At 64.9% G+C, this 13,389-nt stretch carries 12 protein-coding genes; 5 read left to right on the top strand and 7 right to left on the bottom strand.

Going from position 1 to position 13,389, the window contains the following annotated elements; translation table 11 throughout:
- Positions 1-274: 274 nt before the first annotated feature.
- Entirely contained in the window at positions 275-682 is a 408-nt protein-coding gene (locus DKB74_RS02635) for a M67 family metallopeptidase (protein ID WP_109807077.1), read from the bottom strand.
- Positions 683-700: 18 nt separating this feature from the next.
- Here DKB74_RS02635 and DKB74_RS02630 point away from each other — a divergent pair, with 18 nt between their 5' ends.
- The 3 genes from DKB74_RS02630 (at position 701) to mtgA (ending at position 3,651) form a co-directional block, all read left to right on the top strand.
- A complete protein-coding gene (locus DKB74_RS02630) occupies positions 701-1,648 on the top strand; it encodes an RluA family pseudouridine synthase (protein ID WP_109806534.1) in 948 nt (315 codons plus the stop codon).
- Positions 1,649-1,710: 62 nt separating this feature from the next.
- Positions 1,711-2,613: an RNA polymerase sigma factor RpoH gene (rpoH, locus tag DKB74_RS02625; protein WP_109806533.1), complete on the top strand. Its 903-nt coding sequence runs from the start codon at positions 1,711-1,713 to the stop codon at positions 2,611-2,613.
- 360 nt (positions 2,614-2,973) lie between these two features.
- Positions 2,974-3,651, top strand: coding sequence for a monofunctional biosynthetic peptidoglycan transglycosylase (gene mtgA / locus DKB74_RS02620; protein WP_239987390.1), 678 nt, complete (start codon positions 2,974-2,976; stop codon positions 3,649-3,651).
- A gap of 11 nt (positions 3,652-3,662) precedes the next feature.
- Here mtgA and DKB74_RS02615 read toward each other — a convergent pair whose 3' ends face one another.
- The 6 genes from DKB74_RS02615 to DKB74_RS02590 form a co-directional block, all read right to left on the bottom strand.
- Positions 3,663-3,899 (bottom strand): hypothetical protein, encoded by a 237-nt coding sequence (locus DKB74_RS02615; RefSeq protein ID WP_109806531.1) that lies wholly within the window; start codon positions 3,897-3,899, stop codon positions 3,663-3,665.
- Between the two features lie 103 nt (positions 3,900-4,002).
- Complete coding sequence (locus DKB74_RS02610; protein WP_109806530.1) at positions 4,003-4,326, bottom strand: YbaB/EbfC family nucleoid-associated protein; 324 nt, start codon at positions 4,324-4,326, stop codon at positions 4,003-4,005.
- Complete coding sequence (locus tag DKB74_RS02605) at positions 4,323-5,996, bottom strand: DNA polymerase III subunit gamma/tau (RefSeq protein ID WP_109806529.1); 1,674 nt, start codon at positions 5,994-5,996, stop codon at positions 4,323-4,325. Before DKB74_RS02605 ends, DKB74_RS02610 begins: the two co-directional genes overlap by 4 nt.
- A 321-nt stretch (positions 5,997-6,317) precedes the next feature.
- Positions 6,318-8,732, bottom strand: a complete 2,415-nt coding sequence (locus DKB74_RS02600; protein ID WP_109806528.1) for an ABC transporter permease — start codon at positions 8,730-8,732, stop codon at positions 6,318-6,320.
- A 17-nt stretch (positions 8,733-8,749) separates the two neighbouring features.
- A complete protein-coding gene (locus DKB74_RS02595; protein ID WP_109806527.1) occupies positions 8,750-9,430 on the bottom strand; it encodes an ABC transporter ATP-binding protein in 681 nt (226 codons plus the stop codon).
- A 9-nt stretch (positions 9,431-9,439) separates the two neighbouring features.
- Positions 9,440-10,690, bottom strand: a complete 1,251-nt coding sequence (locus DKB74_RS02590) for an efflux RND transporter periplasmic adaptor subunit (protein WP_109806526.1) — start codon at positions 10,688-10,690, stop codon at positions 9,440-9,442.
- A 176-nt stretch (positions 10,691-10,866) separates the two neighbouring features.
- Between DKB74_RS02590 and DKB74_RS02585 the strand changes: the two genes are divergently transcribed.
- Together DKB74_RS02585 and DKB74_RS02580 are read left to right on the top strand one after the other, a co-directional pair.
- Positions 10,867-12,117 (top strand): sigma-54-dependent transcriptional regulator, encoded by a 1,251-nt coding sequence (locus DKB74_RS02585; protein WP_109806525.1) that lies wholly within the window; start codon positions 10,867-10,869, stop codon positions 12,115-12,117.
- Entirely contained in the window at positions 12,107-13,306 is a 1,200-nt protein-coding gene (locus DKB74_RS02580; protein WP_109806524.1) for a sensor histidine kinase, read from the top strand. The genes DKB74_RS02585 and DKB74_RS02580 overlap by 11 nt, the downstream gene beginning before the upstream one ends.
- Positions 13,307-13,389: the final 83 nt, after the last annotated feature.

Here is a 13,389-nt window from a genome sequence, read left to right as displayed (position 1 = left end):
CGTGGCGTGACCAGACAGAGCGCCACGCACCGCGCACCCCTCCGCAACCGTTTTGGAATGGCGAATTCCTCCTATCCTACAGCATTTCGCGACGCTAAATTGTTCCCTATATGTTCACGTTTGCACCTGTCCCGATATCGATGCCTCGCGCGCGCGCATGTGTGCGCCCGCGCGCGCATGCTGCGGTGCGAACCAGTGCGAACTTGGCACGCAAAACCGCGCTTTTCTCGCAAAGGCGCCGCCACACCGGAAATCAGGCGACCCACGCCCGCAATCAGGCAAAGGGCGTCAGCGCGACCGGATCGAAACGGCCATGGCGACTGCCCTGTGCTACTGCGCGCCAGCATGTCGCCGCGCCGCGGGCGACGATCACCCATAATTTGCCGTCGGGTGCCGCCATCGCCGCATCGGTCGGCGATGGCGCGGCATCGCCATTGGGGTGCGAGTGCCAATATCCGATCAGCGGCGGGCCACCAGCCCGCTCCGCCCGGATCGCAGCGAACAGCGCGGCGGGATCGATTTCGAAATGGGTTTCGGGCGTCACGGCAACATTTTCGGCGGGTTTCCACGCCGTGATCGCATCGCCCCGGCCAAACAGCAGCCCGCATGCTTCGTGCGGCGCAGCGGCGGCGGCGGCAGCGTCGATTTCGTCGATCAGACTTCTTGAAATTCGAACCGTCATATCCATCTAGGACACATAATGGATCGGGGGGTAGCGATAGTCGAGGCCGTGATCGCGGATGCAGCAAATGGCTGGCGTCTGGATCGCGCGCTTGCCGACGCCCTGCCCATGCTTTCGCGCGAGCGCGTGAAGGCGCTGATCTCCACCGGAAATGTTGCCGGGCCCGATGGTCTTGTCCGCGATCCTTCGCGCAAGATCGCTTCGGGGCTGCGGTTTCAGGTCAGCGTACCCGAACCCGAACCCGCCCATAACGAAGCGCAGGACATCGCGCTCGACGTGGTGTTCGAGGACGAACATCTGATCGTGGTGAACAAGCCCGCCGGGCTGGTCGTCCATCCCGCCGCGGGCAATCCGGACGGCACGCTGGTCAACGCGCTGCTGCACCATTGCGCGGGGCAATTGTCCGGCATCGGCGGCGTTGCCCGGCCCGGCATCGTCCATCGCATCGACAAGGATACGTCGGGGCTGATGGTCGCTGCCAAGCATGACCGGGCGCATGAGGGACTGGCCCGCCAGTTCAAGGCGCACAGCATCGACCGGCGCTATCGCGCGATCGTCGCCGGGCTGCCCAGCCCGACTCAGGGCACGGTCGACGCGCCACTGGCGCGGTCGCCCAGCAACCGCAAGAAAATTGCGATCGTCAACGGCGGCAAGCGCGCAGTGACGCATTACAAGATGGTGAAGCCGCTGCGCGAATCCGCACTGGTCGAATGCCGGCTCGAAACCGGGCGCACGCATCAGGTTCGCGTGCATATGGCATCGATCGGCCATGCGTTGCTGGGAGATCCTGTATATTCTCGTACTCGCGCGACGCACCGCCCTGTGCTCGAACAGCTCGGTTTCGGGCGGCAGGCCTTGCACGCGGCGCATCTCGGGTTCATTCACCCGATTAAAAGTAACGCTTTAGCGTTTGACAGCGAAATGCCTGCAGACATGCAGGAACTGTTCGATAAGCTTCTCGTATAGACTAGGTGGTACGATCGCACAGGAAGCGACCGGCCCCAGAGCATCCGAAGGGAGAAATGATCATGGCTAGCGGCAGCAACGTCCCTGCGACGATCCCCGCTCTTGGCGGAGAGGCAAGCCTCAACCGCTATCTGGCCGAGATCAAGAAATTTCCGATCTTGGCCCCGGAACAGGAATATATGCTCGCCAAGCGCTTTCAGGAGCATGGCGACACCGATGCGGCGGCGCAGCTGGTAACCAGCCATCTGCGGCTCGTGGCCAAGATCGCCATGGGCTATCGCGGCTATGGCCTGCCGGTCAGCGAGCTGATCAGCGAAGGCAATATCGGCCTGATGCAGGGCGTGAAGAAATTCGAACCCGATCGCGGCTTCCGCCTCGCCACCTATGCGATGTGGTGGATCCGCGCGTCGATCCAGGAATTCATCCTGCGCAGCTGGTCGCTGGTGAAGATGGGCACCACTGCCGCGCAGAAGAAGCTGTTCTTCAACCTGCGCCGGATGAAGGCCAAGCTCGACGCGTTCGAGGATGGCGATCTGCGTCCCGAGGACGTGGCAAAGATCGCGACCGATCTGGGCGTGACCGAGGACGAAGTCATTTCGATGAACCGTCGCATGGCGATGGGCGGCGATACCTCGCTCAACGTTCCCATGCGCGAAGACGGCGAAAGCCAGTGGCAGGATTGGCTCGCCGACGACGAACCGCTGCAGGACGAACGCGTCGCCGAAACGCAGGAAGCCGATGTCCGGCACGAAATGCTGGTCGAGGCGATGGACGACCTGAACGAGCGTGAGAAGCATATTCTCACCGAACGGCGGCTGACCGACGATCCCAAGACGCTCGAGGAACTGAGCCAGGTCTATGGCGTCAGCCGCGAGCGCGTTCGCCAGATCGAGGTTCGCGCGTTCGAAAAGCTGCAAAAGGCGATGATGCGTCTGGCCGGCGAAAAGCGGTTGCTGACCGCCTGAACCTTCGGCCCTGCAAGGAAACTGCCTGCCGCCATGGCCGTCGATGACGACGAATCGGGCGAGGAGCGGTCGCTCCCCTCCTCGCCGCCGAAGCGTTCCGGCGTTTCGGATGCCGGATCGGACGATGCCGAAAAACGGCATATCCAGATTACGCACCCCGATGGCTGGCCGTCGCTGTCCGCACTGAATGCCGAGGAAACGGGACCGGTGGAGGATTTCCTCCCCGGCGCAAGCGCTTCGGGCATACCCCTCCGCACGCCCGGGACGGCCGGTAGCGAACGGCGAACACCACCGCCCCTACCCCCGGTTCCTCCGCCGTCCCCGCCCGCCCGCGCGAAAACACCGCGACCCCGCCGCTCGATCGTCCGCCGCGTCGCGAAATGGGCGTTTTTGCTGGTGGCGGGATTCCTGCTCCTTTCGGTCGCGATGGTCGGCATCTATCGCTTCGTGCCGCCTCCCATCACGCTGACGATGATCGGCGATGTCTTCAGCGGCCACGGCGCGCGCCATAGCTGGCGGTCCTTGTCGCGGATCGACCCCAACATGGCGCGTGCAGTGATCGGCGCGGAGGATTCCAAATTTTGCGAACATAATGGCTTTGACTGGCAAGCCATGGAAAATGCCTGGAAACGCAACCAGCAGGGCGGCCGCATTCGCGGCGGTTCGACGATCAGCCAGCAGACCGCAAAAAACGTCTTTCTGTGGCAAGGCGGCGGCTATGTCCGCAAAGGGCTGGAGGCGTGGTTCACCTTCCTGATCGAAAAGCTGTGGGGCAAGCGACGGATCATGGAAGTGTATCTGAACGTCGCGGAGACCGGCATCGGCACCTATGGCGTCGAAGCGGGTGCGCGGCGTTACTTCAAACATGGCGCGGACCGGCTTACCGCGCGCGAGGCCGCACAGATTGCCGCCGTATTGCCGCTGCCCAAACAGCGGGCGGGGGTCAATCCGACGGGATTTACGCGGCGTTATGCCAACAGCATCGCCGCGCGGATCGCGACGGTGCGGACGCAGGGTCTGGACGCCTGCATCCGCTGACCGTGCATTGCTTATTGGGCAGGCTTGACCGCATCGCCAACCGAATCGGCGGCATCGCCAACGCTTTGCGCGGCGCCTTCGATCGCCTGGGTCTGGGCGTTTTCGTTGTTGGTGCGGTTGACCAGATAAAAGGCGCCGACGATCACCAGGATCAGCACCGCGAGGCCGATCAGGATTCCGGCACCGCTGCCGCGGCGTTCGATGACGGTCGTGTGCGGCGATTCCGTCGTTGTTGTTTCGGTGGCCATATTCCTACTCCCTTACGCTACTGAACTGGGCCCAAGAACGCGGTCACCGCGCAGCTGGTTCCGCCAGTGTGGCCGGGGAGCGGGAAGCCCGTGGGAAAGCGCCTTAGAAAGGCAGCTTGAATCCCGGCGGGAGCGGCAAGCCGCTGGTCATCTTGGACATTTGTTCCTGCGAGGCGGCATCGGCGCGGGCGCGGGCATCGTTGAGCGCAGCCGCGATCAAGTCCTCAAGCATGCCCTTTTCGGACGGCTGGAGCAGTGAATCGTCGATATCGACGCCCAGAATCCGCCCCTTGGCAGAGGCGCGCACCTTGACCAGGCCGCCACCCGACACGCCTTCGACCTCGATCGTGTCGAGGCTTTCCTGCGCCTTTTGCAATTCGGCCTGGACGTTCTGCGCCATCGCCATGATTTCTTCGAGATTCTTCATATTCCGTTGCTCCTGCTGCGTTTCCAGCCGACCAGCTCGGCGCCCGGAAACGCCTCCATCGCCGCCGCGACCACCGGCGAAGCGAGCACGGCGGCCTTTTCCGCCGCCTCCGCAGCTTCACCCTGTTCGCGTAGCGTGGGCTGGCCTTCGCCTTCCACGACTTTCACTTGCCAATTGACGCCCGTGATTTCGCGCAGCGCGGCACCGAGCTCGCGCAGGAAATCATAGGGAAGATTGCGCGCCGCCGCGAAATCGATGCGCGGCGCTTCATAGGTAACGACGCGCACGATGGACCGCACTTCCTCGGCCAGCGCGAAGCGATTGCGGTCCTGCAGCAATTGCGCGAGCCCGGCCAGATCAGCGGGCAGCGCAGGCGGCTGAGGCTCCGGCGCAGGTTGATTCTGCGCAACCGGCGCAGTGGGCGGCGCGGAGGCCGATTGCGGGGCGGGCGGCGCGCCGGCGGGCATTTCGCCCGAAGCCAGCCGCCGCGCGAGATCGCCCGGATCGGGCAATTGCGACGCGTGAATGACGCGCAACAGTGCCATTTCGCAGCTTTCGATCGGCAAGGCCGCGCGTGCGACTTCATCATGGCCGCGCAGCATCAATTGCCACAGGCGGTGCAACGCCGGGAAAGACAGGGCGGCCGCCCACTCCTCCAGATCGCGCACTTCCTCACCCGACTGGCCCGGCTGAGGCGGCGTGCCCAGCTTGGCCAGCGTGACGGCATGGACGGTTTCGAGCAATGTCTTGAGCACCGCCTGCGGATCGACGCCAAGGTCATATTGCGCGCGCAGCACCCGCAGCGCGCCCTGCCCCTCACCCTTGAGCAACAGGCCGAACAGGTCGCGGATCGCGCCGCGATCGGACAGGCCCAGCATCGCGCGCACCACATCGGCGCGCACGCCGCCGCCTTCGATATCGGCATGGGCAATCGCCTGATCGAGGATCGAGAGGCCGTCGCGGGCCGATCCTTCGGCCGCGCGGGCGATCAGTGCCAGCGCCTCCGGCTCGGCAGTCACGCCCTCGGCCTCGACGACATGCGCGAAATGGGTGGCGAGCAATTCGGCGGGGATGCGGCGCAGATCGAACCGCTGGCAGCGCGACAGCACCGTCACCGGCACCTTGTGCACTTCGGTGGTCGCGAACAGGAATTTCACATGGCTCGGCGGTTCTTCGAGCGTCTTGAGCAGCCCGTTGAACGCCGCTTTCGACAGCATATGGACTTCGTCGATGATGTAGATCTTGTAGCGCGCCGAAACCGCAGCATAGCGCGACGCCTCGATAATCTCGCGCACATCGTCGATGCCGGTATGGCTGGCGGCGTCCATTTCGATGACGTCGATATGCCGCCCTTCGGAAATGGCGCGGCACGGTTCGCACACGCCGCACGGATCGATCGTCGGTCCGCCCTGCCCGTCCGGCCCGATGCAATTGAGCGCCTTGGCGATCAGCCGCGCAGTCGAGGTCTTTCCCACCCCGCGCACCCCGGTGAGCAGGAACGCATGCGCCAGCCGGTCGCGCTTGATCGCGTTGCCCAGCGTGGTGACCATCGCATCCTGGCCGATCAGTTCCGAAAAGGTTTTCGGGCGATATTTGCGCGCGAGCACGCGATATGCCTCAGCCGATTGCGGCTGGGGCGGTTCATCAAGGCCAAGCGAGGAATCGGTCATGCTGGCCCCAATCTAGTGCGTGCGGAGCGCAATGTCGAAGCCACGGTTTTGCGTGCAAAGTTCGCAGTGAGTCGCACGAACACGCGCGGGCGCGGGCATGTGCGCACGCGCGGGAGAAACGGCGATTATACGCGAACCGATCTGCATGGGTGCGCCGCTAGCACGGGTTGGGGGATGTAGGACAGAGGGATGAGGAATGGCAGGAATGCGCCCTGACTACCGACATTCGTACGTTTTTGTCACGCTATGCATGGCGGACATCGCAAGTTCGACTGGCGATTTGCAGGGCCTGGCCTTTTTCCCGGCTGCGCCGCAGTCCCGTCATTCGTAGCGCAACGCGCGCGCAGGTTCGGCTCGGGCGACTTTCCAGCTCTGACCAATGATCGTCAGAACCGCGATCAGCGTCGCCACGACGGAAGCCAGCAGGAAATAGAGCGGCGAGAGCGCAATGCGATCGTCGAAGCCCGACAGCCAGCCGCGCAGCGCGAAATATGCGAGCGGCCAGGCGATAAGATTGGCGAACAACACCGGTTGCAGGAACCGCCCGAGCAATAGTCGCATGACGTCCCATGTCGATGCGCCGAGCGTCTTGCGGATACCGATTTCCTTGATCCGCCGCGTCGTATCGAACGCGGCCAGGCCATAGAGGCCGATGCACCCGATCAGCACCGCCAGTACCGCGCCCATGGTGAAGATGTTCGCGCGCTGCGCGTCCTGTTTGTAATAGCGTTCGTAGAGCGAACTTTCGACGGTTTCGCCCTCGAACGGCACGCCGGGAACCACGCGGTTCCATACCGATTCGAGCGCGCCCTCGATCTGCGCGGGCGCCATGCCGCGATAGCGCACCGTCGCAAGCGGCCCCCAGGGATGTACCGTGTTCAGCATATAGAGCATCGGTCGCACGCGCTCACGCGGGGTGTCGAAACGCATATCCTCGACCACGCCGACAACGCGATTTTCGCGTCCACCGTCCGTGATGAGCGCCCCCACCGCCGCCTGTGCGTTCGGAAATCCGAGTTCGTGCACTGCGGTTTCGTTGAGGACGACGTTCCGTGTGGCCCCCTGTGCCTCTTCCGCTGTGTCGTCGCCGGCGCGATTGGCGCTGTCGAACAGTCGTCCGGCACGCAATCGCGCGCCAAAGGTAGCGAAATAATTCTCGCCGACCGGCACCGACAGGATCGAAGGCGAAAGATCGGGCCGATCGAGACGATGAAAATTGCTCGAATTCCTTTCATATTGCCAGCCCGGAGAATTGTTGGCACGGGTGACCGAAGTGACGCCGGGAACCTCGGCAAATTCACGCAATAGCGTGTCCTGCTGCTGCTGGCTGGCGTTGACATAGGACGCAACGATGAACAGCCCATCGCGCTGGAAGCCAAGATCGGCCGAGCGGACATGCGCCGTCTGCGCGATCATCACCGTAGTGCCGATCGCGAAGAGGATGGCGACTCCGAATTGCAGCACGACCAGTCCCTGACGCAGCCTGATGCCCGCGCGTCCTCCACCCGGCGCACGCGCCGCAGCAAGGACAGCGGCCGGGCGGAAACCCGACAGCGCAAGCGCAGGATAGGCGCCGGCAACCACGCCGACAACGAGCACCAACGCAACCAGCGGGAGCAGCACGCCTCCGCTGCCGAGATAGGTTATCGCAAGACTGCTCCCCCCGGTCGCATTGACGAACGGCAGCGCCAGTTCGGTGAGCGCGAGACCGATCAGCGCGGCAAGCGCGACGGTTGCAATCGCTTCGCCCATGAATTGCCGGATCAGCCTGGCTCGGCTCGCACCAAGCACTTTGCGCAGCGCCACTTCGCGTGCGCGCAGTCCCGAACGGGCAGTGGCGAGATTGACGTAATTGACGATCGCGATGAGCAGCGTCAGCAGCCCCACCAGGGCCAGCGTGGTCACCATCGCCCGATCGGCGGCATCGAACAGGTGAATTTCGTGCAGCGGCACGATCGACTGGCGGAACATGTTCGAAACCGGCTTGGTGAAATTGTCGGTGGCGCCGGCATGGCGTTCGATGAAATCGGGAAGCTGCGCCGCGAATGCCTGGGCTGCTTCGGCGTCGCGGAACGACAGGAAAGTGGTGAGGCTGGAACTCCCCCAATGGTCATACCATTGCCCGCCGAAACGCTCGCGCAGGAAGGGCACGAACATCGTCGTGGTAAAGCTGGTGTTCGCCGGCAGGTCGCGAATCACCGCTCCCACCTTGTAGCGATACGGCGTCCCGTCGAGGTCGAGCGCCAGCGTGCGCCCGATCGGCGATTCCGCACCGAAATATTTGCGCGCGGCGCTTTCCGTGAGCACCAGCCCATCGGGATCGGCCAGCGTCGCGGTCGGATCGCCGGAAACTGCCGGATAGCGGAACAGCTCGAAGAAATTGGCGTCGACCGCCGTCACATCCTCCGAAATCACATGATCGCCGTCGCGCACCACTGCGGTCAGTCCGTTGAAGCGGGTGCCGACCAGATCGGGGAAGTCCGCCTTGAGCTGATCCAGTTCGCCCTGCATCGTCCACAGCGAGGGTCCTTCGGCCGCGCCGGGGAAGAAATATTGCTCCTCGAGCACCCAGATATACTCCGACCCCGGAAAACTGTCATAGCTCTTTTCGAACCGGACGAAGAGGAACAGCACCAGGAACACCGCGATGCCGAGTGCCAGCCCACCGATGTTGAGCAGCGCATAGAGTTTGTGCCGGGTGAGCGCGCGATAGAAGGTCAGCAGGCCGCTGGACATGATGGAAAACTCCGGGATCAGGCGGCGAGACGCGTCGAGGCAAGGATCTTGCCATCGAGGACATGGACGGTCCGCTTGGCGAAATCGGCGTGCGCGGGCGAATGGGTGACCATCACGATCGTCGTCCCTTCGCGATTGAGTTCGGCGAGGATGTCCATCACCTGCGCCCCGTTTTCGGTGTCCAAATTGCCGGTCGGCTCGTCGGCGAGGATCAACGAAGGCCGACCGACAATGGCGCGCGCGATCGCCGCGCGCTGCTGCTGTCCGCCCGAAAGCTGGTGCGGATGGTGGCTGCGGCGATGGCCGATGCCGACGCGATCCATCGCCGCCTCGACGCGCGCGCGTTTCTCGGCGCGCGGCAGGCTGCTATAGGCGAGGCCCAGCGCGACATTTTCGACGATGGTCAGTTCGTCGATCAGGTTGAAGCTCTGAAAGACGAAGCCCAGCCGGTCGCGGCGGAATTTGGCGAGTTCGGCCTCGCTGGTCGCCGCCAGATCGCGATCCTCGAACCAGTAATGCCCCTCGCTCGGTCGATCGATCGTGCCGAGAATGTTGAGCAAGGTCGATTTGCCGCAGCCCGAGGGACCCATGATCGCGACGAATTCGCCTTCGCCGACGCGGAGATTGATGTCGGCGAGCGCCGTCGTCTCGACTTCGTCGGACCGGTAGCGACGGCTCACATTTTCGAGGCGTATCATCCTGGGCTCCTATCGTATCAATAGCTGGTCGCGGGTGCGGTAATCGTCGATCGTGCCGAGGACGATGCGATCGCCGGGCTGAAGGCCCGAAGTGATTTCGACCTGTTCGGGATTGCGGCGGCCGACCGTGATCGCGCGGCGGACGGCGCGATTGCCGTTGGCGTCGACGACGAAGGCGATGGTGCCGCCCGCATCGAGCCACGGGCCCGAAGGCGCCACCACGGCACGCTGTGCGGCACCGAGCACGAGCTTGGCATCGACGATCTGGCCGCGATTTAGCCCGTCCGGCGCGCGTTCGGCGAACACCAGTTCGATACGGAAGCGCCCATTCTCGACCTGTGGCAGCACCTTGGCGACGGTCAGCGACACCTTGCGCCCGCCGATCTCGGCGGCGGCATGCTGGCCGGTGCGGACGCGGTTGAGATAGAACTGGTCGACATCGGCGACGAGCTTCCACGCGCCTTCGGAATCGATCTGGCCGATCCGGTCGCCCGGCTGGATCGCCTGACCCGGCTGGACAGTGAAGGCAGTCAATCGCCCGCCGGCGGGCGCGCGGATGGTGAGCGCGGCAAGGCTTTGTTCGACCATCTCCAGGCTGGCGCGCAACTGGCGCTGGCTCTGGTCGATCCGCGCCTCCTGATCGGCGAGCGTCGCGAGTTCGTCGCGCCGCGCGGCTTCCAGCGCGCCTACCCGTTCGCGCAGATAAGCGACGTCCTCCCGCAGCGGGCGCACCGCGGCTTCGTTGACGATGTTCTTCTCGAACAGCGTCTGCTTGACGTACAGGTCATGCTCGGCGCGGCGCAGTTGGTTGCGCGCGTCGGCCAGCTCGCTTTCGGCCTGCTGGCGGCTGCGCTGCACCGATAGCCGCTCGCCGCTGACATTGCTGAGTTGGCCGGCGATCCCGGCGGTGCGAGTGGCGACGTCGCGCTGCAGATCGGGATTGACCAGACGGGCCAGCGGTTCGCCCGCAGCGACCATCGCGCCGTCGCTTGCGATCAGCGCGTCGACCTGGCCGCCCGCCAGCGCCGAGACATAGACGGTGCGCAACGGCGTCACTTCGCCGCGCAACGGCACATAATCGCGGAACGGCTCGCTTTCGACCGTACCGATGCGGACGCTGTCGCGATCGACCGTCACTGCATTGGCACCCGGCATCAACAGATATGCGGCGATGAGAATGATCAGCGCGGCCAGCGCGATCAGCCCGCGCACCAACAGCTTGCGGCGGCGCAGGCCGGGCCGCTCGATCCGCTGGTCCATCGTCGCGCCCGAATGCGCGCTTGATGCTATGGAAGTGTCCTGGTTCATCCCGGACAGTGTACCGGACAGGCGGACACCTTCCTAAGGCACTGATATACATATTTAAAATGGAATAGCGGACAGTCGCGAAAAGCTCGGACTGTACGAACTGTCCGATTTCGGACACTGTCTGGATCATGTCAAACGACACGTCACCGCCCGCGATTCTCTTCATCGATGACGACCCCGATATCGTGAAGGCGGCGCGGCTGCTGCTCGAACGGCGCGGCATGGCGCTCACCGGCGCCGCGTCGCCTGACGCGGCATGGCCGCTGCTGGCCGAGCATCGTTATGATGCGGTCCTGCTCGATCTCAATTTCGCGCGCGGGCGCACTACCGGCGAGGAAGGCTTCGCGATGCTCGACCGGCTGACCGCCGCCGACCGCGATCTCGCCGTGGTGGTCGTCACCGGCCATAGCGGCATCAACATCGCAGTGCAGGCGATGCGCGCCGGCGCCGCCGATTTCGTCATCAAGCCATGGAGCAACGAACGGCTGCTCGCGACGATCGAACGCGCCGTCGCGCTCAGCCGCGCACGCCGCCGCGTCATTCCCACAGCCAGCGACACCGACCGCCTGATCATCGGAGAGGCACCGGCCATCCAGACTGCGCGCGACAGGATCGCGCAAGTGGCGGCTACCGCTGCGCCGGTGCTGATCCGCGGACCGGCGGGCAGCGGCAAGAGCCTGTTCGCGGACGTACTCCATAATGGCTCGCAGCATGCCGAGCGCCCGCCCGCGCTGCTCGCCTGCGCGGCGGTGAAGACCATGGCGGCGATCGATGCTGCGCTGGCGCAAGCGGCCGGCGGCACGCTGATCCTGGACGCAGTCGACGCGCTGGCGCCCGAACTCCAGCTCCAGCTCGCAAGCCGCCTGTCGCAAACGCGCCCGATCGCGACCAGTCGGCATGATCGCGCCACATTGGCCCAGACGCTCGCTCCCGACCTGCTCTATCGCATCAATACGATCGAGATCGACCTGCCGCCTCTCGTCGAACGCAGCGACGACGTGCTTCTGCTCGCCCGCTATTTCGCCGATCGCTTCGCCGCGCGCTACGGCAAGCCCGCACGGTCGATCAGCGAAACCGCCGCTGCCGCGATCGCCGCCGATCGCTGGCCCGACAATGTTCGCGGGCTACGCCAGGTGGTCGAGCGCGCGGTGCTGCTCGGCACAGGCGACGCACTCGATCTTGCCGATTTCCAGCTCGAAACCGATGCACAGGCACCCGCCCCGCGCGCCATCGCGTCCGACCTCAATCTCGAACGTAGCGAGCGGTTGCTGGTCGAGGCGGCGCTCAAGCGCAACGGCTTCAACGTCAGCCGCGCTGCCGGAGAGCTCGGCCTTACGCGCGCCGCCCTCTATCGCCGGATGGCCAAATATGGGCTCTGAGACGCCCCGCATGCTGCTCAGCGCGGCGCTGCTCGTCGCGGCCGGTGCCGGCGGCGCGATCGCGCTGACGCACGGGCTCTATGCCAATGCGGCAATCGCGCTACTGGTGCTGGTGCTGTTGACCGCAGGGCTCAACACGCTGCTGCAGCGCGTCGCCGTCGCGCAAGCAGCGGACCGCGCACCTGCGACCACAGCCATTGCCGATGCGCGCGAACAGCGGCGGCTGCGCAGCCTGCTCGACCTTTCGCCCGCACCGCTGCTCGCGCACGAACCCGATGGCGGGCTGTGGGCGATCAACCGCGCGGCGCGGCGATTGTTCGGCGTCGACGATCGAATCGAAGCGCCGCCCGCAGCGTTGATGGCGGCGATTCGCGACGCCCTTCCCGGCAAGGGGACGACGTTGCGCCTGACGCTCGACACCGCTGAACGCATCTTCGCGCTCACCGTCGCCGATCTGGCCTCTTCGGGCGCGGGCGGCACGCGGATCGCGGCGCTGGTCGATGTCGAGGCAGAAATGAAAGCCGTCGAAGCCGCCACGCTGCGCGAGCTGATGCAGGTGCTGAGCCACGAGATCATGAACAGCCTCACGCCGGTCGCCTCGCTCAGCCGCACCGCAGTCGATATCCTCGCGGATCCCGTGCCCGATCTCGACCATGCCCGCGACGCGATCGGCACCGTCGCCACCCGCACCGAGGGGCTACAGCGCTTCATCCTTGCCTATCGCGACATGGCGCGATTGCCGCCGCCCGAGCTGCGGCGCTTCGCGCTCGCCCCGCTGCTCGACGATCTGGAGCGGCTATTTTCCACACATTGGAAAGAGCATGTAGCGCTGTCGCTGGAGCGAGACCATGTGCCCCAACATATCGTCGCCGATGCCAATCAGCTCCATGCCGCGCTATGGGCGTTGCTGCAGAACGCCGCCGAAGTCGCCACCGAACCGGGACAGGTCCGACTGACGCTATCCGCCGATTCCGCTGCGCTGCGGATTCGGATAGCCGACAATGGGCCGGGCGTGGCGCCGGAAAATCGGGATGCGATCTTCGACTTGTTCTTTTCGCAAAAGAGCGGCGGCAGCGGGATCGGACTAACCCTCGCCCGTCAGATATTCCGCGCGCATGGCGGCGATCTCGTGTTGCACCACACGACGCATGGCGGCGCCGTGTTCGGGGGGTGGTTGCCGCTGCGCTAGGTCGCGAGCCCATAAAGGGCGCCGTCGGGCAACCGGCCCACAAGCGGACGAGGCGATCACGTTGCGCGCGCCGTTGCCCCGCA

The organism is Stakelama portus, from assembly GCF_003171655.1.
Taxonomy (GTDB): domain Bacteria; phylum Pseudomonadota; class Alphaproteobacteria; order Sphingomonadales; family Sphingomonadaceae; genus Sphingomonas; species Sphingomonas portus.
The sequence above is the reverse complement of the archived record's forward strand: the minus strand, read 5'-3'. Positions and strand labels throughout refer to the sequence as shown.